Source organism: Photobacterium angustum (assembly GCF_002954615.1).
Lineage (GTDB): Bacteria > Pseudomonadota > Gammaproteobacteria > Enterobacterales > Vibrionaceae > Photobacterium > Photobacterium angustum_A.
Window position 1 is genome coordinate 549,704 of record NZ_MSCJ01000003.1, and the last position, 24,120, is coordinate 573,823.

Consider the following 24,120-nt stretch of genomic DNA (forward strand, 5'->3'; position numbering starts at 1 on the left):
ACAGATAATAAGCATCTGATAAAAATAATGAATAAAGATGTTTACAAGCTCAGCTTAACTACGTATTATTCGCGGCATTGGAGAGATGGCTGAGTGGTTGAAAGCACCGGTCTTGAAAACCGGCATACGTTTATAGCGTATCTAGGGTTCAAATCCCTATCTCTCCGCCATATTCTAGAAGTTCGATTTATCGGGTTTCATAAAGAATTGGAGCGGTAGTTCAGTTGGTTAGAATACCGGCCTGTCACGCCGGGGGTCGCGGGTTCGAGTCCCGTCCGCTCCGCCAACACAACGAAGCCTCGTCAGTAATGACGGGGCTTTTTTGTATATAAAATCTATGTTGTTACTAAAATGTGATAGTTTCTGTATGCAGAAAACCTGCTATTCACACTGTAAATCAATAGTATAGTAAAAGCCAAACAACCACCTGTTTGGCTTTAGAGGTTGGTTTATTCGCCGTTGTACTGCAACTCTAACGCTTGAGCTGTTTGGTAGCCTTGATGCGTTTGTAGCTGCTCTGCGTAACGTTGAATATTTGGAAACGCAGCTAATACGCCATAGTTGCCAAGGATTTCAGCAATAAATGACATCATGAAATCGGCCCCCGTTAAACGCTCTTCTACAAGATAAGTTTTATCAGCTAACCGTTGATCAAAATATTGCATTACTTTCTGAGTTTCCATGTCAGCATAATCACCAAGGAAATTCATTTTTGCACCATCTTTGGTGACAAACATCTTTAAAAGTAACGGTAAAATGGCTGAACTTTCGGCAAAATGCAGCCATTGAATATAATCAATATAGGCTTGAGTGCCACGTTCTGGCATAAATTTACCGTTACCGTAAGTTTCAATTAAATATTCTGTAATAGCGCCTGATTCGGTAATTATCATTCCGTTATCTTCCAATACCGGTGATTTACCTAGTGGATGAACACTTTTAAGTTCTGGTGGCGCAAGAAATGTGACTTTGTCTCGGCAATAAGGTTGAATTTTATATTCAACACCTAGCTCTTCAAGTAGCCAGATAATACGCTTTGAACGAGATTGATTAAGGTGGTGCAATATGATCATTGTAAGTCCTTTTTAGGTTTAGTTAGCTAACTTTAACTACAACTTTGCCGAAGTTTTTACCTTCAAGTAAGCCGATGAAAGCTTGTGGAGCTTGCTCTAGGCCTTCGACTCTATCTTCACGGTAATGAATTTTTCCTTCAGCAAGCCATTGCGACATTTGTTGTGCAAATTCGTCATAACGGTGAGCATAATCGTCAAAGATAATGAAACCTTGCATCTTGATACGCTTAACCAGTAGTTGTCCCATTAACATATTCATACGATCTGGGCCGTCTGGAAGCGATGTTGCATTGTATTGAGAGATCAAGCCACAAAGCGGAATTCGTGCGCCTGTATTAAGTAGAGGAAGCACTGCATCAAAGACTTTACCGCCAACATTTTCATAATAAATATCAATGCCATCGGTACATGCATCTGCTAATTGTTGAGCAAAGTCAGCAGCATGGTGATCAATACATTCATCAAATCCTAATGTCTCTTTTGCGTATTGGCATTTTTCGTTACCACCTGCGATACCAACAACACGACAGCCTTTTATCTTACCAATTTGACCAACCATAGAGCCTACTGCGCCAGTTGCTGCAGCAACAACGATAGTGTCACCTTGCTTTGGTTGACCTATATCGAGTAGCCCCATGTATGCGGTAAAGCCAGGCATACCCATTACCCCTAATGCATAGGATGGGTGAGTGGGGTTCATTCCTAACTTTATTAATCCTTCACCATTTGAAACGGCATAATCTTGCCAACCTGAATACGCTAATACCCATTCACCCACTTGATAGTCAGGGTGGTGAGAAGCGGTTACTTGGCATACCGTGCCACCGACCATCACTTCATTAATACCGACAGGCTCAGCATAGGATTTTTTATCACTCATACGTCCACGCATATAAGGGTCGAGTGAGAGATAAACGGCTTTAAGTAGTAACTCGCCTTGTTGCGGGCTTGGGATCGTTGTTTCTGTTAAATGAAAATTTTCAGGGGTTGGTGCGCCTACAGGACGAGAGGCTAATAGTAGTTGGCGATTAGTGGTTGTCATTGCTGATTTTCCTTTTCAATTAGACCAGTCGTCTAGTTGGTAATTCAAAAAATCCCGCCTTATCGCATTGCTGATAGGCGGGCGTAGTCTTATCAATACTGCGGTTTATCGATATTACGTGTCTTGTCGATAATTATTTTGGGAGCAGTAGTGTTTGTGTTGTTGTTAATGCTTGCTGTAATCCTGATAAATCGTGACTCAGTTTGTTGAGTAAACTTGCTCCAAGCCATAAATTATAAAGAGTTTGAGCGGTTACATGGCTGTCGCAGTTAGCGATTGAGCCATCTTTTATTCCTCTTTCTATTGTATTAGCGATTAAAGCGACAACACTATCTGCTCCTTGCTTTAATGCTTCTCGCATAGGCTCGGAGAGATCGGATACTTCTGCACTGAGCTTTACCACCAAACATTTATTGGCATTACAGATGCCGTTTTCAACTTTGATCCATAGCTTGAAATACTCACTGAGTTGTTCAAAGCCTGTGCCTTGCTCGCTTTTTAATACCTGAGCGACACGTTGTAAATAATGATGAAAATAAGAGTGGATCAATGCTTCACCAAATTGCTCTTTAGATTTGAAATAATGGTAAAAAGAGCCTTTAGGTACTTCTGCCGCACTTAATAATTGTGATAAACCAACACTCGTAAATCCTTTCGTGACCACTAGCTGGTAACCAACATTAAGAATGTGCTGCCGTGTATCAATTGTTTTTTCGTTCATGAAGTCACTATAGAATAAATTAGACCAGTCGTCTAGTGTTTGGGTTTGAATGATTTTACTATAAATTAGCTTAAGAGTAATGATTTGATGTTTGGTCCTATATTTTTAAGCATGCTCTGCTAAGACTGGCCACCCACTTACTGTGGGGTATTTGTTTTATTGTGTGTAAAACAAGATTATGAAACTATAACGATCTTCAAGCAGAACGCTTTTCTGCTTATTTTATTGGTTAAAAAGGTTAAGTGATGGATTTTCAAAATTACTACGAGATCATTATAGAAGTACTGGTTGATAATTTTGATTTAGACGATGGCGAATACTATGGCGAGGTCATCTTAACGGATGAGCTTTATCAAACAAGCTGCGATATCGCTAAAAAGTTTGATGTTGGCTTTAATGACGAGCATACCGCACTGGCTGTACTTGAAATGTCTAAGCAAGCAGGTGCAGAGCCAAATACATTCTCAGTATCATCAGCCGCTGTTGGTTGTGTTGTTGATTACTTAGAAGATAACTTTGTTGTCGAATTCGATGACGAAGAGTTTGACGAAGAGTAATTCGTCGCATAAAGAAATATAACTATTGAAGCCGACATGATGTCGGCTTTTGATTATCAGAGGCGATGATATGCATCTCAAGACATTAGAATCAATATTAATGACAAAGCTTGAGCTGTTAAATAGTGCAGATGCAGCGCATGATAAAGCGCATGTTTTACGTGTGGTGAAAGTAGCAAAACAGCTTGCTAAGCAAGAGCAAGCACGATTAAACATTACTCTTGCTGCGGCCTATTTACATGACTGTGTTGCCGTTGCTAAAAATGACCCTCGAAGAAAACAAGCTTCAATACTTGCTGCTAATAAAGCGATCGAATTTTTATCAGAAAAAAAGTTACTAGTTGAACATCATGATGAGATTCATCATGCGATTGTGGCGCATAGCTTTAGTGCTGATATTAAGCCGTTAACATTGGAAGCAAAAATTGTTCAAGATGCTGATAGATTAGATGCACTTGGCGCGATAGGTTTAACACGGTGTATTCAGGTTGGCACATCTTTAGGTCGACCATTGTATGCCCTTGACGATCCTTTCTGTCAAAAACGGCAACCTGACGATACGACATATACCCTAGATCACTTTTATATTAAGTTACTCGGTTTAGCTGACACCATGCAAACAGATGCTGCGAAGATTGAAGCGGTTAAACGGATTGAGTTTATGAAAAGTTATCTCTTGCAGTTAGAGTCAGAGATAGGGTGAGATAGTACAAAGAATAAACATTTATGCTGTGTTTGATCTTGCTGAAAGATTAAATAGTTAGATAACGTTGTTATAGTAACCACTTAACTAGGATGAGTATTTACAACTACATATTACATCCGTATTATTTGCGCCATGGAGAGATGGCTGAGTGGTTGAAAGCACCGGTCTTGAAAACCGGCATACGTTTATAGCGTATCTAGGGTTCAAATCCCTATCTCTCCGCCATATTTTAAGCCTCGTCAGAAATGACGGGGCTTTTTTGCATCTGAAATTTAAGCGAGAAGTTGATTGGTTACCTTCATATAAGTATTACTGTATTTGATATATTGAAAGAAAAAACCAGCTTGGACTAACAAGCTGGTTATCTGTAGTTATGCAAATAAAGAATTAGCTTAAGAAGCGTTTGTTACACAGGCACTAAAGTTATGTACTGTGTCATCTTCTTCATAGCTACCACCACCGACATATAGGTTTTTGCTAATATGTTGGTTGCTCTCACCTGCAGTAGTACTTGTCCAATAGTTAGCCCTTAGTGCAGGCCAACCATAGCCTAGTGTAGGGCTACCAATTCTCTTTACTAATGTGATTAATTGCTCTTCAGTTGCTAATGTTTTTCCTATTTTTTCACAGCTTTCACTGGCTCTTTTCCATTGTTCAGTTCCCCAAGTAATTCCATTTTCATCAACAGATTCACTTGCATTCTCATTAATCATTAATGGAGATAAGCTAAATGTGAGTTTCCCCATGGTAAATTCTTGTTTGAATTTAAAGCTCGTTAGCTCTAAAGTGTTACTTTGTACATTTAACCGCTTAGCTGTCAGCTTTGCTGATTCTTCGTCTTCAGTCAGAGCAATTCAATGTGTTTTTCCGTTCGGTTGTCATGGTTTAGTTACGGGATTAACGAATAAACAAGCTCAGCTAATAGTTGAATTCAGTAGTTAGAAAGATGGGACTATGATCGTGGAAGTCTTTTTGAAAAGAAAAGCATTAAAAATAAGTTAATTATTTTTAATGCTTAATCTTTTTAGCATTGAGCATATTGGCTAATAAAATCAGCTTGAGCCATTGCCATAATTGATGCGGTTAAACGTAGAGCTGCATTTATAGCATCATCAGACTCATTTAGTGACCGTAATAAATCAACATGCCCATCTAAGCAACTGTAGCCTTGGTTTACCATACAGGCAGCAATACAAGCATAGTAATAAGCCGTTTCATCATCGATATCTAAACTATGCAATGGTTTAAGCTCTAACGCATTACTCTGTTTTATATTGGATAAATGTAAGTTTTGAATTGCCATATAGTAATTATTCGTCATTGCCATACGCATGACAGCATGTTTAATATCGGCGAATTGTAAGCTATTAATATCACCAACTTGCAGTTTGATACGTTGTAGCACAGTACTATTTTGTGTAGCGAGTGCTGCTGCATAAGCAATATATTGAATTCGGTTATTCGCAAGCAGCGACTGCCGAGAAATGAGTGAATGAAGTAACTCAGAATTATCAAAAGTAGTGTCAGTTGGCATAGCAATGCTTCCTTTTACGCTAAGAAAATGTGCGAGATAACTGCACGAATGCTTTTAATGATATGCCCTTCATTCAGCGACGCAATTGCCAGTTATGCAGCATTACTGTGTAGAAATGATCAGAATTGCTGATGAGTAACGTTGTGATAGGTAGTAGATATAGAGAAATATACGGTTTAGCTTCTTTATTAAGCAGTCAAACGGCTACTTATTTACATAACTAAAAATAGCGAGTAGTATTCGCGGCATGGAGAGATGGCTGAGTGGTTGAAAGCACCGGTCTTGAAAACCGGCATACGTTTATAGCGTATCTAGGGTTCAAATCCCTATCTCTCCGCCACATTTTAAACCTCGTCAGAAATGACGAGGTTTTTTTATGTCAAAATATTATTGATGACCATCAATACTATCCGAAGAGTGCTCAAACAAACCTCAAGAGTTGCAAAGCTATTTGGGCTAAAAGATTATTTATCTCTGAAATGTAATTGTGTTGTTGAAAGTTTATATTTGTCACTCTTAGAAAACTTTCATAACAGATAACCTTGATTGATTTTTTAAGCCATATTCGAGAATAAGATATCTAAATCATAATTTTCTCGTGCCAGTGAACGTTTTAAACTACTTAAGGATTTTATTTGAAGTTGACGTATGCGCTCTCTTGTTAATCCAACAGCATCGGCAACTTCTTGTAATGTATGAGGCTCGTAGCCCATCAGACCAAAACGACGACAGATGATCTCTCTATCTCTTGCATTAATACCATTTAGTATCAAGTTCGTGATTTTTACCATATCGTCATTATCGACTTCCGCACTCGGTGATGTTATTTGTTCATCCGCCACTAAATAAGCAATGGTATGCGAGTTTTCGGTATCACCAATGGTTTGATCGAGTGAAACGACATTAACTTCATTAGAGAACAGGGCTGATATTTCTTTACTTTCTTTGTTGAGTGCTTGCGCAATATCTTCGTGAGTGGGTTCATTATTATTTAGCTTCATTAGCTCACGATGAGTACGAAGTAATGTATTGATTTCTTTTGAGATATGAACTGGTAAACGGATGGTTCTATTTTGATTGTGAATAGCTCGTTCAATGGTTTGTTTAATCCACCATGAAGCATAGGTGGAGAAACGAAACCCTTTTTCTGGATCGAATTTTTCAACGGCAGTCATTAAACCAATATTACCTTCATCGATAAGATCACTTAATGAGAGATTAGAAGCCCGATATTTTTTTGCAATGCTAACGACAAGTCTTAAATTAGATTCAATAAGGATTTTTTTTGAAGCAAGATCACCAGTTAAAGACTTACGGCTATATTGAATTTCATCATCTTTATTAAGTAAAGGCTTATTTGAAATATCATTAAGGTATAGCCGTACTACATCCACCTCAAAACTTGTCGTTTCCATTTTATTGTCCTTAATAAAAGAAATGCAGGGTTGCAATCAATCCGTGAATGCATTGTTAAGCATATAAATATAAAGGTTAATAAAATGCAAAGGGTTAATTGTAACATTTCTGTAATATTTAATTTCGAGTGTTATATTTATAAAATGATTGGCTTTAAATCTAAATCGAACAATCGAAAAACGTAATATTATTTTTATGTTGCTATTTTTTTGTCGATTATATGTTATTGCAGTATATATCGTCGTATTATAAAAAAAATAAATATTGAGTTTATAAACATGTCATCATTAATTAAAAAAGTGTCTCTATCTGTCGCGCTGTTATCTTCTTTATGTTTTTCTTATGCTAATGCAGCTGAGATATCTGGTAACTCGATTGTGGTTCAATCATGTATTGATAACCAAAATTTTGATGAGCAAGGTTTGATTCACTGCTATCAACAAGCTGAAGCAACAGCAAAAGATCAAGTTTATAATTTATCAGGCCAAGGTGAGCATTATAAAAATGCTATCGATACCCAATGTCAAAAGTTACAAGTAAAACTTAATGCAGATGCATCAATGATTAAATCTGACAAAGAAGCCAAAATAGCGGTTTGTTATGCTAATGGCTGGTCTCGTGCCCGTGATGAAGTGTTAAATGAAAAATACTAATCGAATGGTTGAGGTATTATGCGACATTTGTCTGACTATCAACAACAGATAGACGTAATTGTTCAAGAGCATTCAGGAAGTCTTGAGCAATCACTAGAGTCTTTACAGCGATTACTAGATGCTATCGCTGATGATACGGCATTAACAGATAGTCAATTAAAACAGGATTAAGTTTGCTTTAGGAATAAACGGATGAAGATACAATACTCATCCGTTTTATTTGATTTTAGATAGTTGTAACATCGAATTGTATAATAAAGCTGTTGATGGATTATTTTTATTTTCTTGAGGACATACGAGATAATACGTTGGCATTTTATCGTTAATGTAAACGATATTGAGTCGCTCAACCAAGGTACCATCATTGAGTTGCTTTTGGACTAAGATTCTATTAACAAAAGCAATGCCTAAACCGTTACAAGCCGCCTCTATGGCTTGAATTGAATTCTGGAAAAAAATTTTGCTCTGATTTTTGTTCGGTTTGATCTTCATGTTGTGTAGAACAAGATCCCATTGAATTAGACGATTAGTCGTTTCTATCAATGTGATTTCACTGAGTAGTTGCTCAGTGAGTTTTACTTTAGATGAAGGAATATAATCAGGGGTACAAACTGCAACCATCTTTTCTTTAAATAAGACATCATATTCATGGTGCTCTGGTGGTTCTAATCCATATCGAATTGCAATATCTATATTCTCTTTACCAAAATCGAGCGTTTCTAATGTATCAATAAAGTTAAGCGAGATCCCTTGCTGAGATAACTGTCGTATATTAAGAAGTGGTAAAAGCCATTTATTTAATAATGATGGTGGTATCGCGATGGTTAACTTTTGATTTTTAGAGATACCTAGATCGGTCGTCGCTTGTTCTAGCTCATTTAAAATAATAGTTGTGCGACTAAAGTAGCGAAGACCTGCATTAGTCAGAGTAATACTGCGGTTATGTCGCTGAAATAGTTTTTGTTCGATAAAATCTTCAAGTGTGTTTATCTGATGACTTACAGCACTAGGTGTTACACATAATTCTTCTGCGGCTAGTTTAAAACTTTGTAGTCTTGCTGCGGCTTCAAAATAGATAATGGCTTTTATTGGTGGGATGACCCGCATAGAGATACCTTCAGGTTATTTTTTCTCAATTCACAACGTATTTTTATGAGTTTGTGGCATTGAGTGTTTAGACGCATAATTCATAACGAACAAAATGTGTTTGGCAGTATACCAATTTAAAATGCCTTTATGCTGCTAGAGTGTTATTTATTCTATAATGATGAGTACTAATGATGAAACTCAAACAAGTAGTCGCAGCCGTACTTCTAGCGGTTCCTGCATTTATGTCACAAGCGATGGTACTAACTAGCCACGATATTACCAATGATAAAACATTACAAAATCAGCAATTGTTTAATCAATGGGGCTGTAATGGTAAGAATGTATCGCCACAATTAACATGGAAAGATGTTCCTGCTGGGACAAAAAGCTTCGCTGTTACTATGTATGATCCCGATGCGCCAACAGGAAGTGGCTGGTGGCATTGGAGTGTTATTAACATTCCTGCAGATGTGCATAGTTTAGCTGCGGGTGCGGGTGCTGTTGGTGGAAAAGCGTTGCCGAAAGGCGCAAGTATGGTAACCAATGATTTTGGCTTTAAAGGTTTTGGTGGTGCATGTCCTCCACCAAATGCGAAACCACATAATTATGAAATTACAGTGTATGCATTAAATACAGCAAATATTAAATTACCTGAGAATGCATCACCAGCACTAGCAGGTTATAACATCCTCGCTCATGTTATTGGTAAAGCAGAGCTTATTGCACCAACAAATGCACGCTAATTGATATTAAATGAAAAGCCACTTCTTTAAACTAGTCATCGTTTTTGTAAGTGGCTTTTTATTTTTTAGAGCTTTATTCATTCAGCTTTTTCTCTGCTTCTACATAAGGGAGATCAAGTGATAGTGCAACGTTCTTACAGGTGATATCGCCCTGATAGATATTGAGTCCATTACGTAGATGTTTATCATCGAGAAGTGCTTGTTTATAGCCCTTATTTGCTAATGCAACAATATAAGGCAGTGTTGCGTTATTTAAAGCAACGGTTGAAGTACGGGCAACGGCGCCTGGCATATTGGCAACACAATAATGTACAACATCATCAATAATATAAGTGGGATCATCATGTGTTGTTGGATGTGATGTTTCTACACAGCCACCTTGATCAATAGCAACATCAACAATAGCAGATCCAGACTTCATTTTTTCTATCATTGCTTTTGTGATTAGTTTAGGTGCCGCAGCGCCTGCAATAAGTACACCTCCAATAACAAGATCTGCTTTGATTACATGATCTTCTATTGCTGTATTAGTCGCATAGACCGTATTTATTTTACCATCAAATTGTATGTCTAATTGGCGTAATACATTGATATCACGGTCGATAATAGTAACATTAGCTTTCAAGCCAATAGCCATTTGAGCAGCGTTACTGCCGACGACGCCTCCACCAATGATCACAACATTTGCCGCATTAACACCGGGAACGCCACCTAATAAAAGACCTTGACCACCACGTGATTTTTCTAATGAAAATGCTCCTGCTTGAATAGACATTCTTCCAGCAACTTCAGACATCGGAGCAAGTAGGGGAAGTTTATTGTGATGATCAGTGACTGTTTCATAAGCAATACAAATAGCTTTAGATTTGATTAAGTCTTTAGCTTGTGCGAGATCGGGGGCTAAATGAAGGTAAGTAAAAAGAACTTGTCCCTTACGTAATAGTTTACGCTCACTAATTTGGGGTTCTTTTACTTTAATGATCATTTCAGCAACAGAGAAAACATGCTCAGCAGTTGGCGAAATTAAGCCGCCAGCGTCAATATAATCTTGGTCGTTAAAGCCAACACCAGTACCTGCTAGGGTTTCAATATAGACATGATGCCCATAGGCTGTGAGCTCTTTTACTGCGGTAGGTGTCATACCAACACGATACTCGTGGGGCTTGATCTCTTTAGGTACACCAATAATCATAGTCTTACCTCCTTTTATGATTAGAAAAGCAGCGACGATTATCTTTTTGGAGTAATAAATAGATTAAGTAAAATGTATAGACCCAAGCAACTTGGAAATAACCTGCGATTACATAGGGTTGATGTCTTTGAATGTAAAGCCGTGACAAGAGCTTTCAACTTAAGGTCACTTAGGTATAACAGTGTCTATATACAATTATAACGTAACATTTTGAGTTCATTTGTCTTTTTATATTATTATCAATATCTATTACGGTTATTACATTGGTGCTAGAGATCAATAATTAAAACAGGCAATGTAGAAAGATAAGTAGAAGGGAGGTGTTAAAGGTGAATATAAGGAAGAAGTAAAAGTCGCTATCTATTAGCGACTTTTTCACTTAATGTCACGAAATTAAATTTCGAACTCAGAAAGTTGTGCGCCATTATCTAGCAGTTGTTGCAGTGCTTTTGGAGTGCGGCCTTGGCCTGTCCATGTTTTTTCTTCGCCGTTTTCATCAGCAAACTTATATTTAGCTGGACGAGCAGCACGTTTTTTCTTTGCTTTTGGTGCATCACCTAAAAGTGCAACAAGCTCTTCTGCAGTAATACCTTCAGCTTCAAGCATGTCACGGTATTTTTGAAGCTTAGCTTCTTGCTCTTTGTTTATAGCATTTGCTGCTTCTTCTTCCTCACGTCGCTCTTCAACAACTTGAGTGAATTTCTGTAGGCCTTCTTGAAGGTCTACAACTGACATTTCACGTGCTTGTGCACGTAGTGAACGAAGGTTTAAAAGAATATCAATCATGTAATTTGATTCTGAAATAAAAAGAAGTGTTAGATCCTATTGTACTTAAGTTTTTAAATAAGGCACGAAAAATAAAGCGTTATATTTGAAACTAAATCTCATTTTTTAAAATTAATGAAAATAGAAATACACTAATTGTAAATATAGAAAAGAAACGCTTTAAATATTGAATGCTATTTTATCTTGAATACAAAAATCACGAAATGTAAGCATAAAAGAACGTTTGTTTTGTAAACAAAGAGCAGGAACTTCAATACGGGCATTTATTTACTGTTATTCTCATTACGTTATTAGTTTTATTTCATTCGTTGTTGCTTAGATAAAAGGTAGAAATTGCCACTACAAATCATGTTAAAAATGATAAATAAATGTTAATGAAAATCACTATCATCCATTGTGAGGTTTGAGCCTTGTTCTTTTACACACTCATTGAAAATGATTTTTTACCTCTAGTATGGAAAAACCTTAATAAATTAATGTTTAAATTAAAATCGACGATTACATAGTCGGTTTATTGTAATCTTAAAACATTTTTTAATTATCGATTGTCGTTATGTTGACATATTTAAAGTCGATTTTTTGGCGTGGGAATAATATATTCTTATTTTTAATGTTTTTTATTTTAATAATGGTGATGTGGGAGGTTTATTTTTGAAATATATGTCAATTCAACATTTTTAAATGTAACAAAAAGTATTCTTTCAACGTGTTTGCGATGAGGTTAGTTGTTTTAAAACAATTAGTTGAGTTGTTCTTGTTTGTGATTTTATCGTATTGATTAATTTTGTTTATTATACGTTTCTTATTCTATGATTTATAAAATGCAGCAGCGGATGGAATGAGTTCTTTCGCTTTCACTGTATAAAAACAACCATAAAAATGGATTAACACAGTGGTCAAAGAATAGTGATATAGATTTTAAACAAAACTTAGATCACGACACATTTATTGAGAGAAAATAATGTCATCTAAATTAAAACAACTATCTTTATCTGTAGCATTTGCTCTAGCTAATGTTGCTGCAATTGGTACTGCAAATGCTCACGGTTGGGCAGAGTTCCCACCTGCTCGAACTGTTATTTGTGATGCTGACGGTAACTATTGGGGCGGTCAAGCACCAAATCTAGCGTGTCGTACGTTATTTGCTGAAAATGGTGGTTGGCCATTTACACAGAAAAATGAAAATGCTGCAAACACTACAGATTATAAGAATATTGAAGCTGTAAAAGTTTCTGTTCCGAATGGTTTGTTATGTGCCGGTGGTGATACTAAAAAAGATGGTTTAGATATCCCTTCTCAGCACTGGCAAAAAACAGAACTTATCCTTGATGAAAATGGTGAGTTCGATTTTGTGTGGACAGCAACGGCGGCGCATAACCCATCTTATTGGGAATTTTACTTAACTAAACCCGGTCACGATTTTTCAAAACCTTTAAACTGGGATGATTTAGAGCTTGTTGATACGGTTGGTAATGTGATGCCAAATGCCGGCTCACCATATAAAACGTATAACTTTAAAGTGAAGCTTCCAACTGATCGTTCAGGTGATGCGGTACTTTACTCTCGTTGGCAGCGTATTGATCCTGTGGGTGAAGGTTTCTACAACTGTAGCGATGTTGTTATTAAGCAATCTGACAATGAAGGTGAAGTAACGCCTCCACCAGTTGTTGGCGGTGACATGAATGCAATTCCTGGCTACTTTGTTCCTGTCGGTTACCAAACTCCAGCTGTTGGTGAAACAGTGCGTTTCCGTCTAATGGCACCAGTAACGGGCGCTGAAGTGCTTGATCACCGTTTAGTGATCACTGCAGCTAACCAAGCAACATGGATTGAAACACTAGCAACTGAAATTAATGCTTTAAATTCAGAGAAACTATTTGTTGGAGTATGGAATCAAACTTCAGGTCAATACGAGTTTGATGCTTCAAATGTACACGCCAATAAAGTTTGGGTATCAGAGAAAGATTACGCATTCGCAGTAAGTATCTTTGCTGAGCTTGAACCATTACCACCAGTTCCACCTGTTGATCCTGAATTACCAGAGGGGAGTTGGAATAAGTCTGCAACTTACTTAGCTGGTGATGAAGTAACACATGCAGGTAAAACATGGAAAGCTGGTTGGTGGACAACAGGTGATGAACCAGGTAAATCAGAAGTCTGGAAAGTTGTACTAGGTGAGGGTGAAACACCTGAAGTTGGTGCTTGGTCAGCAACTCAAGTTTATAACGAGAACGATGTTGCAACCCACAACGGTTCAAGTTGGAAAGCCGGTTGGTACACTAAAGGCGAAGAGCCTGGAACAACGGGTGAATGGGGTGTTTGGCGTAAGCTGTAACCTCAACTAAAAAGAAGCCTATATCTACATGATATAGGCTTTGCTTTATTGTGATGTGATAAGTTAGAAATATATGAGTTCGTCAGATATTTTGTCGGCAAGAATAGAAAAAAGTTTTGATCGTGCCTTATCAAAAAAAGGCTATCTATCATTATGCTCTATTATTGAAAGCCAATATAAAAGTAAGCAAAACTACCCAATGTTATTGCGCAAAAACACAGATAAAATAGTGCAGTATTCCGTCTTTAAAGATCAAAGCACAAAAGGGTTTGATCTTGCTCGATATAAAGTTAAGCAATCCAAAAAAGAAAGTGAAAGTAAATACTTATCAATGACCTCATTATTTGATTTAGCTTAATCATCATTTATGAAGCGAAGCCCGAAAAGGCTTCGCTTTTTTTTGAGGTATTTATGATCTGACTAGTTATAGATTATTGATAGCCACTTATAAGAGTACGTTTTTTGGAAGAAAAAGGAGATGTGAGGAGGGAGGTTATATTCCTCAATTGTATCAAAATGTTAATTCAGTAACGTGTTATTGCCTGTTTTTTAATATATATGCAGGTTAGTGCTCAGAAAGTGAATAAAAACAGAATTGATAAAAAAAACTTATAGCCTCAATTAAGTTTTCTGTTTGTGTTGTTGTTGTTAAAAGATGAACATTAGTTTTACTTTTACGGACTATGTGTAGCAGTAAGGAAACATAGTGAACACAATACAAAAAAACTTTAAGTTGATCGATAAGCCAACATTCTTTGGCGCACTAGCAATGTTGATCTCGGTGGTTGTTCCACTGATCCTTTTTCCTAAAGAAGGGGCAATCTGGATTGCGACAGCAAAAACATTCATGACAGATAAACTAGGTTTCTTATACCTAGCGTTAGGTTTGGCTGCTGTATTCTTTATGGTTTACATTATCTTCTCTGATATAGGCCAAATTAAATTGGGTGATGCAGACGAAGAGCCTGAATTTAAAACTGCATCATGGGCTGCAATGCTATTTTGTGGTGGTATTGGTGCAAGTATCCTTTATTGGGGTGCTATTGAGTGGGCTTACTACTATCAAAGTCCGCCTTTCCAATTAACACCAGGAAGTGAAGAAGCGGTTCGCTGGGCTGCTACTTATGGTGTATTCCACTGGGGACCTGTTGCGTGGGCTATTTACCTTGTACCGGCTGTGCCAATTGCTTATTTCTTCTATGTTCGTAAGCAGCCTGTATTAAAAGTTTCTGCAGCACTAATGCCTGTTATTGGTGAAGCGCGTAGCTACGGTTGGACTGGTAAAGTTATCGATGTTCTTTTCATTTTTGGTCTATTAGGTGGTGGTGCAACGACATTAGGTTTAGCCGCTCCGCTTATTACTGAAGGTGCTAACTATTTATTCGGCACGCCAAAAAATACAGAAACACAAATTTTCGTACTACTAATCTGTACTGTAATTTTTGGTTACTCTGCTTATGCGGGTATGGAAAAAGGGATTAAGATCCTAAGTAATATTAACTTCTGGGGTGCGTTAGGTTTACTTGCGTTTATCCTTGCTGTTGGCCCTACCATTTTCATGCTTGAAACGGGCTTAGATTCTCTAGGTCGTATGCTGTCTAACTTCTTTGTTATGGCAACATGGGCAGAACCTTTTGGTGGTTACGGTTCGTTTGAAGATACTCACTTCCCACAAGATTGGACAATCTTCTACTGGGCATGGTGGTTAGTATTTGCACCAAGTATGGGTCTGTTTATTGCGCGTATCTCTCGTGGTCGTACAATTAAACAAATGGTTGCAGGCTCTATCTTCTTCGGTTCAATGGGCTGTTTCCTATTCTTCATGGTACTAGGTAACTTTGGTTTATCGCTACAGTTATCAGGCCAGTTAGATGTGGTTTCAATCTTGAATGCAGAGGGCGCGACTAAAGCAATCTTCTCTATTCTTGAGCAGCTACCATTTAGTACGCTTGTTATTACCGTGTTTACATTGCTGTGTTTGATCTTTACAGCAACAACGTTTGACTCAATCTCGTACATTCTGGCATCTGTAGTACAAAATGATGTAACTGAAGAACCAATGCGTTGGAACCGTCTATTCTGGGCTTTTGCAATGTCGTTCATGCCATCGGTACTGATGTTCATGGGTGGTCTAGCAACGCTTCAGACTGCGGCGATTGTAGGTGGTTTACCATTACTGTTCATTACTGTAATGCTAATGATTTCAGCAGTTAAAGCTGCAACATTAGACTTGAGTCACCAAGAAGGCTACGAAGATCCTGTTATTAACATCGAAGATTTACCGGATGTTGATCCATGGTCAAAAGAAGGTATGGCGCTAGCGAAGTTTGAGCAATTAAAAGATGTTGCGATTGAAGCGGCAGATGCTGAGCGTGATGCACTGAATGCAATCTGGAAAATTAAGAAAACTATTCGAGCTGAAGCATTAGCCCGTGGTGATAGTGGCGCGGATATGGGTGAAGTTCCTGCTGAATTAGCAGAAGAGTTACACCGCCTAACCACAGAAGCAATGGCAGCGAAAGAAACCAAGCTTGAAGCATCAGCACAAGCACAAGAAGCACGTGTTGCTTTCAATGACTTGATGAAAGAAAAAGAACAAGCCGCAATAACTGAAGCAACAGCTTAATAGCTAACGTTAAAAAGTTAATGCATTAATAAAGCGATCCCTCGGGGTCGCTTTTTTTATATTACTGGTATTGAGATAACAAAATAAAAATAACAAAGAGTTAACAAGTATCTTTGTAAACATTGATACGTTAAAGTTTTCAACTTATCGATATGCACCATCAATATGGCACAAGAAGGAGAATAATAATGACAAGCCGAGTATATGTACTTGCTCAATTTAAACCAAAAGCAGGGAAAGAAGCTGAATTATTTAATGTGTTAAAATCATTAGAACCGGATTCATACCGTGAAGAAGGTTGTATTCAATATATGTTGACGCGTCAGATTGATCACCCAAGTGCAACTCGAAATGATTATCCGATTGTTTTTAATGAAATCTGGCAAGATGCTGAATCTTGGGCCGCTCATGGTCGACGTAAACAAATTCAACATTTCTTTAATAGCCAAGTTAAAGATCCAGCTGGATTAGTCGAAGATGCCATTGTCACCGCTTACAGTGATGAAGGTTATGATTATGATGCGCCGTGTTTTGATGTGTAGCTGTTTATAATATTATTTTCAAAATGTGACACTGTGCCTTAGTTATATCGGAAAATAACTAGGGCATTTTTAATTTACGGATGTAGTAATGCGAAAAACTGATAAAAAACGAGATAATACTATTGTCTCGGTATTAACTCAGGTATGTCACCTTGCTCAAGAACAAGATCAAGGGTTTCAATGGTTAACGCATAAAGTGAATTACCAAGATTTTCCAGGCAGTTTAACGGTTACTTGTGTTTATGATGTAATGCCTTCTGATGATGTCAAAAAACAAATGTGCGAACTCATTCAATCAAGATTGCAACAGCAAGCAATTTTATTGAAAACCCCTGCTCGACAAGTGCTGTTTAAGGTAGAAAAATAGGTTAAAAAGCTCGTAAGGTCCTGGTTTTTACGAGCTTTTGTCTTTCGTTACAAATTGTTCATTCGTTGTGCATTAATTGTTCGATGATTTCTGCTTTTAAGGCGCTTAAAGCTTTATCATTTAGGTTTCTTGGTCGTGACTGATCAATACTAATATCGCTCTGAATGCGCCCAGGGTTACTACTCATAACAATGATACGATCAGCCATTGTGATTGCTTCATCAATATTATGAGTTACCATTACAATACTTTTAGTTTTGAGGTTATTTGAGTCCCACAATGAAATAATATCATCTCTAAGGCGTGTTGCTGTGAACATATCTAGAGATGAAAAAGGTTCATCCATTAACAGAATTTCGGGCTCTACAACAAGTGCTCTTGCTATGCCTACACGTTGTTTCATTCCGCCAGATAAAGCACTTGGTAAGTTTTCAACCTCTGCTTCTAACCCAATCATTTTGATGGCTTCAATGGCTTTTTTATGGCGAAGTGCAGGTGACATCCCTTGAGCTTCAAGCCCAAATGCCACATTTTCTTTAACCGTAAGCCAAGGTAATAAAGCATAACTCTGAAAAACCATAGAAATATCACCAACAGGGCCTATCATTGGCACATTACAATAATGGACATTCCCTAACGAAGGGGTAATTAGTCCAGCTATGATTCGAAGTAGTGTTGATTTACCTGTACCTGAGCGACCAATAATCGCAACGATCTGATTTTCATACAAATTTAAGTTAATGTTGCTGAGCACTGTTTTTTGTTCTGTACCTTGTGTAAAAGTGTGCGTGATCCCGTTTAAGGTCATCATCTCTGTATCATTTGAGAAGTTGTGCTTGTTAAGTGAAAGTGTTGATTGAGTCATAGTAAGCCTTTAATTTTTTGAGTTATAAGTTCTGGTTAGCATGGCGTTAGGATATTTTGTATTTGCGCTCTGTTATCTTATAAAGTGGATTCCATATAAATACGATACACAAGCCAACTAATACAGACATGGCCACACAGCCTAGTGCTGCCTGTGGTAATGCATTATCTATTGTGGCTTTAGAGATATAGAAGCCAAGCCCTGAGGTATGAACGGTCGATACTCCCCATTGCAATAGTTCAGCACAGATTGCTGAGTTCCAAGCCCCACCTGCGGCACTGATCACCCCGGTTAGAATATAAGGAAATATTGCTGGCAGCATAAAACGTAGCCACCATGTACGGCCTGTTAACTTAAAGAGTTTTGCTAGTTCAATCATTTCTTGCGGTAAAGTTGTAACGCCAGCAATAACATTAAAAAGTACATACCAAGTTGTGCCCATCATAATCAATGGGATGGTCCATAAGTTTAATGATGTATTGGTTGCCATTAATGCAATAGTAACCAATGGAAAAAAGATATTTGGTGGTAATGCTGAGCCTATTTGAATGATAGGCTGCGCGATACGAGTTGCTCTAGGGCTCAAACCAATCCAAACACCGACAGGTACGCCAATAACTAAGCTTAATAACATTGCCGCTAATACGCGTAATGTTGTTTTTGCCATTAGTGGAACCATGGACAAAATTTCATTTTTAGGTACGTAATGCCATAATTCATAAGACCATGTTGTACAAAAATACAGCACAATTGCATACCACGATATCACCGAAAATAGTTTTAATGTTTTTGGTAAAGCGTAGCTGCTCCTAGCTGGTAAATAGCGGCGACCACCATTTACAAATATTTCTGCTGTATTTTTGATAGGGCGAATAATGCGCTTTAGCAATAAAGTGTCGCTTAATACGTTGTAAAACCATGAAGTATTGTGTTTGTGAGTTTTTACCGATTCATATTTGAACTTTTCAGACCAACGAACTAACGGACGGAAAAATAGTTGATCGAAAACCATAATGTTTATGATTATGGCGAGCACAGCCCAAATAATCATTTTCACATCAGCATTATTTAGAGCAATTTGAATAAACGTTCCCACGCCATGTAAAGGCATATCTTTACCTGATAGTGGAATAATTTCAGCAGCGACAATAGCAAACCATGCTGCTGATTGAGAGACCATCGCATTCCAAATTAATCCAGGAATAGTATATGGAAATTCGACTCGCCAAAACTTTTGCCAAGGTGAGAGGTTAAATAGTTGCGCTGCTTCTTGGATCTCTTTAGGAACGATCCTAAGTGTTTGATAGACTACTAACGCCATATTCCAAGCTTGTCCTGTGAAAACACCAAAAATAGCAGCGGCCTCTAATCCCATCACACTGTTTGGAAATAAGTTGATAAATATAATCGTAGAAAAAGTAATAAATCCAAGTAAAGGTACTGATTCCATAATATTGATAAAAGGTAGAATTATTCGTTCTAAATGTTTATTTTTAGCGGCAGCAACACCTGCTGTGATAGCAAATATAAAAGAAAAGAACATACCAATTACAAGCCGCATTGTGGTACGTAACATATCGTAAGGTAACTGAGATAAAGACCCTTTAACTTCTGGTTGAAATTGATCTAAAGAATGGTGCATATCATGCCAACCATGCTTATAAAGAGTAATAGCGATAATAAAAATAGTAAAAGTAATAATATCTTTACTATTGAGTGAGAAAATAAAAGGCTTATTGTTTTTAAGCTGCTTTTGTAATGCTAAGGACATGAAAAGTCCTCCATAAATATCATGGATATAGTATGAGTAATATCAATTATAAAAAGAATATTACAATATAATGAATATTTAGGTTGAAAACGAAAATATATTTTAAAGATGAAAACTGCTTAGTAATGAGTCATATTTATTACAGTCGACAACAGATGCTTAAAACTCATTTAAAGCATTGAATATCAACTAGAAAATATGACATCGCATAAAGCTAGTCTTTTTTATGGGTGGTGGTTGTAATGAAAAGTAACGAACCATGATGTAACTCCATTTTTTCAATGGATTAATACAATGCAGTAAAGCAGTTATAAAAGGGGGAAGTTATTTTAGTATCTACAAGGAGGCTGTAGAGGAGTTGAAAGTGTTTTCATCTTTTTCTCCTAAAATATCTTTAGTTAATAGTAATTAATGTGTCTTGCTGTTTACGCTGGTCATAATAGTATGGATAAGAATAATGTAAACCTTTTTTATCAACTAAATTAAAGTTACGTATTTTCATTCAAGTTATATTCAGATATAAAAGTGAAAGATATATTAATAAATTACGTTGATTACGGCTTATAAAAGCAATATTTGATTGTTAATTAAATATAATAAGTAAGGTTTATTGGTAAGCGAAATTAAGTTTTTAATAACTAATAATTGTTATATTTTAAAAGATGTAAAAAAGCCCACAATGAAAGAGGCATTGAGGGCTAGTGTTTTCGTTATAGTTATATTCAGGTTTACTTGCTATAACCAACCTTTACGTTTGAAGTAAAGGTAAGGCGCAAGAGCTGCTAACACCATCAGCAATAGAGCATAGGGGTAACCTAATTTCCAGTGAAGTTCCGGCATAAACTCAAAGTTCATTCCATAGCTTGATGCCACCAGTGTTGGTGGGAGGAATACGACAGACACAACAGAGAATATTTTAATGATACGGTTTTGCTCGATATTAATAAAACCCATAGCGGCATCCATTAGGAAGTTAACCTTTTGGAACAGAGACTCATTGTGTGGCAGTAATGATTCAATATCGCGTAATACTTCACGTGCCTGTTCAAGTTCATTAGCCGGTAAACGGGCTTTTCGAACTAAAAAGCTTAGTGCACGTTGGGTGTCCATTAAACATAAGCGGATTTTCCATCCAGCGTCTTCTTGCTCTGCAAGATTAGATAAGGCCTTGTCGAAGTGTTCGCCCGGTTTACCACCTAAAATGACTTTACCTATTGACTCTAATGCGCTGTAAATGTCTTCAATAACATCAGCCAGTTGCTCAATTTTTGTTTCAAATAGATCTAACAGCAATTCATAAGCGTTACCTTGTTGTAAATGTTGAGTACGTGCTCGCATTCGGTAAAGACGAAATGCAGGTAATTCACGCTCACGTAAGGTAAATAAGCGACCATCACGGATGGTAAAAGCCACTGTTGAGTTATTGGCATAATCTTCAGCATCTTCATAATAGAAGAATGAGTGAATATGAAGACCGTCTTCATCTTCAAAAAAACGCGCGCTAGCCTCAATATCTTCAAGTTCAGGGCGAGTTGCTAACTCTTGACCTAACTCTAGTTGAACGCGATCTCGTTCTTCTTCATTGGGTTCGATAAGATCAACCCATAATGCAGATGAAATGGGATCTTGTGCTTCCAAATCTAAACGTTGTAAACGGAAATCGTTTAATTTAAAGGCGTTCAGCATGTTTTATATCTCAAATAATAGACAACACTTTAAAGCATGATTTGAAGTTCAATGAATACAACTTCTACCAATAGAAAACTGGCGTAATAAGATTTTAAACAGAGGCACGAAAATAAGAGGTGGTGCATGTTGGCAGCTAAGTACTGTCAACTCACATGTCATAAAAAGGAGGACAGCTTAACAGGAAAAAATCTCAATCCAGTATCGACTGGGTATGTTCAAAACGGTGTCCTCTCAAATAATGGTGAGCGGATATTACGCCTGACAACCCAAGTCAGCAACTTGCGCTATTGCAACATTAGATTTGCACTAAGATAAGTTAGGTAAATGGTTTGTTCAGCGTTGATTCAGGAAGGTTGTTCTGATCTGATAATCAGTGGGGCTGTGGTTGGTGTTATTTAGAGAGGTGCTTTCTATACTAACGCTAGGATGTTAATAAGGGATTATGGTAAAGAATAAAGCCTTCTTCTAACACGGAAACCGCGAAGAAAAAGGCAATATCAACTTATGCTTGTAACAACATTAATATTTAATCAAGAACTCACTCTTTACCATATACGTTGTTTTCTTGCTCTTGTACTCGAATAAATGTCGTACGCTTAGTTAGCTCTTTAAGCTGCGCAGCACCGACATAAGTACATGTTGAGCGGACACCACCCATAATATCTTGGATTGTGTTTTCAACAGGGCCACGGTAAGGAAGCAATACAGTTTTACCTTCTGCTGCACGGTACTTCGCCACGCCACCTGAGTGCTTGTCCATTGCACTTTGGCTCGACATGCCGTAGAACTTCATGAATGTTTTGCCATCTTGCTCGATAAGCTCGCCGCCGCTTTCATCGTGCGCCGCTAACATACCACCAAGCATAACGAAATCAGCACCGCCACCGAAAGCTTTTGCTACGTCGCCAGCACATGAACAGCCACCATCACCGATGATACGACCACCAAGACCATGCGCAGCATCTGCACACTCAATGATGGCGGATAGTTGAGGATAGCCAACACCCGTTTTTACACGTGTTGTACATACAGAGCCCGGGCCAATACCCACTTTTACAATATCGGCACCTGCAAGAATCAGCTCTTCAACCATATCGCCTGTAACAACGTTACCAGCACTGATCACTTTATCTGGAAATTCAGCACGTACTTTTTCAACATACTCAACAAGGTGCTCAGAGTAGCCATTCGCAATGTCAATACAGATGAAAATGAGATCATCTGTCATTGCCATGATGTCTTTAGTTTTTTGGAAATCAGCGTCAGAAGTGCCAGTAGAAACCATGGCATTATTCAGAACAGAGGCGTCGTTGTTGTTAATAAAGTCAGCCCATTGTTCAACAGTGTAGTGTTTATGAACTGCTGTCATAACATTGTGTTTTGATAAGGATTTAACCATTTCAAAGCTACCAACAGAGTCCATGTTTGCAGCAATAATGGGTACACCAGACCATTGACGACCACTATGTTTGAATGTAAAATCGCGGGTTAATTCAACTTGAGAGCGACTTTTTAAGGTTGAACGTTTTGGACGAAACAGTACATCTTTAAAGCCCAATTTCAAGTCTTGTTCGATACGCATGGTTATTCCTTAAACTTATCTTATCGAATGCTGCTCAACGAAATTTTTACTGGCAGGTAAACATTTTCGCCTTGTGAGCAGGCACAAAAAAACCGGAGCGTTGGCAGACGCTCCGGTTTTCAACATTATAGGAAGCAAATTTTCAAAAACAAGCCTATAAATGTAAATAAATGTGTATTTGTGAAGATAAATTAAGATAAAACTAGCCTGATTTACTATCAAAGTAATACTTTTTATAAACTTTTCGCTTCCATTCTTGGTAAATCCTTGCATAATTTCCTGCGAAGTTTGTACTGATAAAAATAAAATTTAAAATAATTCGTATCTTTAAAATGAGAAGCTATTCTTAAAAGGTGGCCAGTTTGTAAAGCTATCTTTTTCTACGAAGGGTTGTGGGAAGGTTTAATTTGTTGAAGAAAAGAAAGGTAAGGAAAGTTTTTCCTCTCGATTTTTACGGGGAAGATGGAAGTTGGCGTTTCATCATTCGGGCAGAGCAGCCTGAAGAGATCATTGATGCAATGTATTGGCGTGCTTATATTTCTTGTCATCGTAAAGATTTTGATTTGTTGCATATGGCGTGTGATAAATTTAACTACAAATATAACTACTCATCATCTGATTCTTCTGAAATACACTATGGTTTAGGCGGAACACCGTTGCGTGTCAATATGATGGGGCCTATCGTGTTGATGTCGACAATCCGAGATAAAGTGATTAACGTTACAGCTGATGGTACGGATATAGCAGCACAAGCTGTCGCTTAAAATTAATGATTAAAATTGAAAAAACGTTAAATAACTGAGTTGTTTAACGTTTTTTTGTATCCGCTAT

At 37.5% G+C, this 24,120-nt stretch carries 24 protein-coding genes and 4 tRNA genes; 15 read left to right on the forward strand and 13 right to left on the reverse strand.

What is annotated here, in order from left to right:
* Positions 1–79: 79 nt before the first annotated feature.
* Both BTO08_RS17165 and BTO08_RS17170 read left to right on the forward strand, forming a co-directional pair.
* Positions 80–170, forward strand: a tRNA-Ser gene (locus tag BTO08_RS17165).
* A gap of 39 nt (positions 171–209) precedes the next feature.
* Positions 210–286 (forward strand) — tRNA-Asp (locus BTO08_RS17170).
* Between the two features lie 163 nt (positions 287–449).
* On the opposite strand, the gene BTO08_RS17175 is transcribed toward BTO08_RS17170, so the two are convergent.
* The 3 genes from BTO08_RS17175 to BTO08_RS17185 all read right to left on the reverse strand — a co-directional run bounded on the left by BTO08_RS17175 (position 450) and on the right by BTO08_RS17185 (position 2,836).
* Positions 450–1,073, reverse strand: coding sequence for a glutathione S-transferase family protein (locus BTO08_RS17175; protein ID WP_105061846.1), 624 nt, complete (start codon positions 1,071–1,073; stop codon positions 450–452).
* Between the two features lie 22 nt (positions 1,074–1,095).
* Positions 1,096–2,115 carry an NADP-dependent oxidoreductase gene (locus BTO08_RS17180; RefSeq protein WP_105061847.1) on the reverse strand — a complete coding sequence of 340 codons (1,020 nt, stop codon included), beginning with the start codon at positions 2,113–2,115 and terminating at the stop codon, positions 1,096–1,098.
* A 133-nt stretch (positions 2,116–2,248) separates the two neighbouring features.
* Positions 2,249–2,836 carry a TetR/AcrR family transcriptional regulator gene (locus BTO08_RS17185; protein ID WP_105061848.1) on the reverse strand — a complete coding sequence of 196 codons (588 nt, stop codon included), beginning with the start codon at positions 2,834–2,836 and terminating at the stop codon, positions 2,249–2,251.
* A 245-nt stretch (positions 2,837–3,081) separates the two neighbouring features.
* Between BTO08_RS17185 and BTO08_RS17190 the strand changes: the two genes are divergently transcribed.
* The 3 genes from BTO08_RS17190 (at position 3,082) to BTO08_RS17200 (ending at position 4,324) form a co-directional block, all read left to right on the forward strand.
* Positions 3,082–3,393, forward strand: a complete 312-nt coding sequence (locus BTO08_RS17190; protein ID WP_105061849.1) for a hypothetical protein — start codon at positions 3,082–3,084, stop codon at positions 3,391–3,393.
* A 70-nt stretch (positions 3,394–3,463) separates the two neighbouring features.
* Entirely contained in the window at positions 3,464–4,096 is a 633-nt protein-coding gene (locus tag BTO08_RS17195) for an HD domain-containing protein (protein WP_105061850.1), read from the forward strand.
* Between the two features lie 137 nt (positions 4,097–4,233).
* Positions 4,234–4,324: transfer RNA gene (locus BTO08_RS17200), tRNA-Ser, on the forward strand.
* 167 nt (positions 4,325–4,491) lie between these two features.
* Here the strand turns inward: BTO08_RS17200 and BTO08_RS17205 are convergent.
* Both BTO08_RS17205 and BTO08_RS17215 read right to left on the reverse strand, forming a co-directional pair.
* On the reverse strand, positions 4,492–4,845 hold the full coding sequence (locus tag BTO08_RS17205) for an adhesion domain-containing protein (protein WP_105061851.1): 354 nt from the start codon (positions 4,843–4,845) through the stop codon (positions 4,492–4,494).
* A 278-nt stretch (positions 4,846–5,123) separates the two neighbouring features.
* On the reverse strand, positions 5,124–5,633 hold the full coding sequence (locus BTO08_RS17215) for a hypothetical protein (RefSeq protein ID WP_105061853.1): 510 nt from the start codon (positions 5,631–5,633) through the stop codon (positions 5,124–5,126).
* 249 nt (positions 5,634–5,882) lie between these two features.
* Here BTO08_RS17215 and BTO08_RS17220 point away from each other — a divergent pair.
* Positions 5,883–5,973, forward strand: a tRNA-Ser gene (locus BTO08_RS17220).
* Positions 5,974–6,187: 214 nt separating this feature from the next.
* Here BTO08_RS17220 and rpoS read toward each other — a convergent pair.
* Entirely contained in the window at positions 6,188–7,048 is an 861-nt protein-coding gene (gene rpoS / locus BTO08_RS17225) for an RNA polymerase sigma factor RpoS (RefSeq protein WP_105061854.1), read from the reverse strand.
* Positions 7,049–7,327: 279 nt separating this feature from the next.
* On the opposite strand from rpoS, the gene BTO08_RS17230 reads away from it, so the two are divergent.
* Both BTO08_RS17230 and BTO08_RS22375 read left to right on the forward strand, forming a co-directional pair.
* The gene (locus BTO08_RS17230) at positions 7,328–7,702 is read left to right on the forward strand and encodes a hypothetical protein (protein ID WP_105061855.1); all 375 of its coding nucleotides are present in this window, start codon (positions 7,328–7,330) and stop codon (positions 7,700–7,702) included.
* A gap of 18 nt (positions 7,703–7,720) precedes the next feature.
* Entirely contained in the window at positions 7,721–7,873 is a 153-nt protein-coding gene (locus BTO08_RS22375; RefSeq protein WP_005364124.1) for a hypothetical protein, read from the forward strand.
* 45 nt (positions 7,874–7,918) lie between these two features.
* Here the strand turns inward: BTO08_RS22375 and BTO08_RS17235 are convergent, their stop codons facing one another.
* A complete protein-coding gene (locus BTO08_RS17235) occupies positions 7,919–8,809 on the reverse strand; it encodes a LysR substrate-binding domain-containing protein (protein ID WP_105061856.1) in 891 nt (296 codons plus the stop codon).
* A gap of 173 nt (positions 8,810–8,982) precedes the next feature.
* Here BTO08_RS17235 and BTO08_RS17240 point away from each other — a divergent pair, with 173 nt between their 5' ends.
* The gene (locus tag BTO08_RS17240; RefSeq protein ID WP_198038528.1) at positions 8,983–9,534 is read left to right on the forward strand and encodes a YbhB/YbcL family Raf kinase inhibitor-like protein; all 552 of its coding nucleotides are present in this window, start codon (positions 8,983–8,985) and stop codon (positions 9,532–9,534) included.
* Between the two features lie 73 nt (positions 9,535–9,607).
* Here the strand turns inward: BTO08_RS17240 and ald are convergent, their stop codons facing one another.
* Both ald and BTO08_RS17250 read right to left on the reverse strand, forming a co-directional pair.
* Positions 9,608–10,726, reverse strand: a complete 1,119-nt coding sequence (ald, locus tag BTO08_RS17245; RefSeq protein ID WP_105061858.1) for an alanine dehydrogenase — start codon at positions 10,724–10,726, stop codon at positions 9,608–9,610.
* Between the two features lie 393 nt (positions 10,727–11,119).
* Positions 11,120–11,512 (reverse strand): H-NS family nucleoid-associated regulatory protein, encoded by a 393-nt coding sequence (locus BTO08_RS17250; RefSeq protein ID WP_105061859.1) that lies wholly within the window; start codon positions 11,510–11,512, stop codon positions 11,120–11,122.
* 961 nt (positions 11,513–12,473) lie between these two features.
* Here BTO08_RS17250 and BTO08_RS17255 point away from each other — a divergent pair.
* From BTO08_RS17255 to BTO08_RS17275, 5 genes are all read left to right on the forward strand, one after another.
* A complete protein-coding gene (locus BTO08_RS17255) occupies positions 12,474–13,847 on the forward strand; it encodes a lytic polysaccharide monooxygenase (RefSeq protein ID WP_105061860.1) in 1,374 nt (457 codons plus the stop codon).
* Positions 13,848–13,920: 73 nt separating this feature from the next.
* Positions 13,921–14,205, forward strand: coding sequence for a hypothetical protein (locus tag BTO08_RS17260; RefSeq protein WP_105061861.1), 285 nt, complete (start codon positions 13,921–13,923; stop codon positions 14,203–14,205).
* A gap of 357 nt (positions 14,206–14,562) precedes the next feature.
* Positions 14,563–16,473: a BCCT family transporter gene (locus BTO08_RS17265; protein ID WP_045128101.1), complete on the forward strand. Its 1,911-nt coding sequence runs from the start codon at positions 14,563–14,565 to the stop codon at positions 16,471–16,473.
* A gap of 188 nt (positions 16,474–16,661) precedes the next feature.
* Positions 16,662–17,015, forward strand: coding sequence for a putative quinol monooxygenase (locus tag BTO08_RS17270; RefSeq protein ID WP_005364132.1), 354 nt, complete (start codon positions 16,662–16,664; stop codon positions 17,013–17,015).
* Positions 17,016–17,103: 88 nt separating this feature from the next.
* Complete coding sequence (locus tag BTO08_RS17275; protein ID WP_045149959.1) at positions 17,104–17,382, forward strand: hypothetical protein; 279 nt, start codon at positions 17,104–17,106, stop codon at positions 17,380–17,382.
* Positions 17,383–17,440: 58 nt separating this feature from the next.
* Here the strand turns inward: BTO08_RS17275 and BTO08_RS17280 are convergent, their stop codons facing one another.
* The 4 genes from BTO08_RS17280 to BTO08_RS17295 form a co-directional block, all read right to left on the reverse strand.
* Positions 17,441–18,247, reverse strand: coding sequence for an ABC transporter ATP-binding protein (locus BTO08_RS17280; protein WP_005364134.1), 807 nt, complete (start codon positions 18,245–18,247; stop codon positions 17,441–17,443).
* A 46-nt stretch (positions 18,248–18,293) separates the two neighbouring features.
* Positions 18,294–20,018 (reverse strand): ABC transporter permease subunit, encoded by a 1,725-nt coding sequence (locus BTO08_RS17285; RefSeq protein ID WP_105061862.1) that lies wholly within the window; start codon positions 20,016–20,018, stop codon positions 18,294–18,296.
* A gap of 735 nt (positions 20,019–20,753) precedes the next feature.
* Positions 20,754–21,704: a magnesium/cobalt transporter CorA gene (corA, locus tag BTO08_RS17290; protein ID WP_105061863.1), complete on the reverse strand. Its 951-nt coding sequence runs from the start codon at positions 21,702–21,704 to the stop codon at positions 20,754–20,756.
* Positions 21,705–22,245: 541 nt separating this feature from the next.
* The gene (locus BTO08_RS17295) at positions 22,246–23,289 is read right to left on the reverse strand and encodes a GMP reductase (protein WP_105061864.1); all 1,044 of its coding nucleotides are present in this window, start codon (positions 23,287–23,289) and stop codon (positions 22,246–22,248) included.
* Between the two features lie 410 nt (positions 23,290–23,699).
* On the opposite strand from BTO08_RS17295, the gene BTO08_RS17305 reads away from it, so the two are divergent.
* Entirely contained in the window at positions 23,700–24,053 is a 354-nt protein-coding gene (locus BTO08_RS17305; RefSeq protein ID WP_105061866.1) for a hypothetical protein, read from the forward strand.
* The last annotated feature ends 67 nt before the right edge of the window (positions 24,054–24,120 follow it).

Bases quoted from the DNA above. Each gene is read 5' to 3' on its own strand.
- BTO08_RS17275 (WP_045149959.1), top strand. From the start codon at position 17,104: ATGCGAAAAACTGATAAAAAACGAGATAATACTATTGTCTCGGTATTA.
- BTO08_RS17230 (WP_105061855.1), top strand. From the start codon at position 7,328: ATGTCATCATTAATTAAAAAAGTGTCTCTATCTGTCGCGCTGTTATCT.
- BTO08_RS17280 (WP_005364134.1), bottom strand. From the start codon at position 18,247: ATGACTCAATCAACACTTTCACTTAACAAGCACAACTTCTCAAATGAT.
- BTO08_RS17255 (WP_105061860.1), top strand. From the start codon at position 12,474: ATGTCATCTAAATTAAAACAACTATCTTTATCTGTAGCATTTGCTCTA.
- BTO08_RS17185 (WP_105061848.1), bottom strand. From the start codon at position 2,836: ATGAACGAAAAAACAATTGATACACGGCAGCACATTCTTAATGTTGGT.
- BTO08_RS17175 (WP_105061846.1), bottom strand. From the start codon at position 1,073: ATGATCATATTGCACCACCTTAATCAATCTCGTTCAAAGCGTATTATC.
- BTO08_RS17235 (WP_105061856.1), bottom strand. From the start codon at position 8,809: ATGCGGGTCATCCCACCAATAAAAGCCATTATCTATTTTGAAGCCGCA.
- BTO08_RS17180 (WP_105061847.1), bottom strand. From the start codon at position 2,115: ATGACAACCACTAATCGCCAACTACTATTAGCCTCTCGTCCTGTAGGC.
- BTO08_RS17285 (WP_105061862.1), bottom strand. From the start codon at position 20,018: ATGTCCTTAGCATTACAAAAGCAGCTTAAAAACAATAAGCCTTTTATT.
- BTO08_RS17240 (WP_198038528.1), top strand. From the start codon at position 8,983: ATGAAACTCAAACAAGTAGTCGCAGCCGTACTTCTAGCGGTTCCTGCA.
- BTO08_RS17270 (WP_005364132.1), top strand. From the start codon at position 16,662: ATGACAAGCCGAGTATATGTACTTGCTCAATTTAAACCAAAAGCAGGG.
- BTO08_RS17260 (WP_105061861.1), top strand. From the start codon at position 13,921: ATGAGTTCGTCAGATATTTTGTCGGCAAGAATAGAAAAAAGTTTTGAT.
- ald (WP_105061858.1), bottom strand. From the start codon at position 10,726: ATGATTATTGGTGTACCTAAAGAGATCAAGCCCCACGAGTATCGTGTT.
- BTO08_RS17295 (WP_105061864.1), bottom strand. From the start codon at position 23,289: ATGCGTATCGAACAAGACTTGAAATTGGGCTTTAAAGATGTACTGTTT.
- BTO08_RS22375 (WP_005364124.1), top strand. From the start codon at position 7,721: ATGCGACATTTGTCTGACTATCAACAACAGATAGACGTAATTGTTCAA.
- rpoS (WP_105061854.1), bottom strand. From the start codon at position 7,048: ATGGAAACGACAAGTTTTGAGGTGGATGTAGTACGGCTATACCTTAAT.
- corA (WP_105061863.1), bottom strand. From the start codon at position 21,704: ATGCTGAACGCCTTTAAATTAAACGATTTCCGTTTACAACGTTTAGAT.
- BTO08_RS17195 (WP_105061850.1), top strand. From the start codon at position 3,464: ATGCATCTCAAGACATTAGAATCAATATTAATGACAAAGCTTGAGCTG.
- BTO08_RS17205 (WP_105061851.1), bottom strand. From the start codon at position 4,845: ATGGGGAAACTCACATTTAGCTTATCTCCATTAATGATTAATGAGAAT.
- BTO08_RS17190 (WP_105061849.1), top strand. From the start codon at position 3,082: ATGGATTTTCAAAATTACTACGAGATCATTATAGAAGTACTGGTTGAT.
- BTO08_RS17250 (WP_105061859.1), bottom strand. From the start codon at position 11,512: ATGATTGATATTCTTTTAAACCTTCGTTCACTACGTGCACAAGCACGT.
- BTO08_RS17215 (WP_105061853.1), bottom strand. From the start codon at position 5,633: ATGCCAACTGACACTACTTTTGATAATTCTGAGTTACTTCATTCACTC.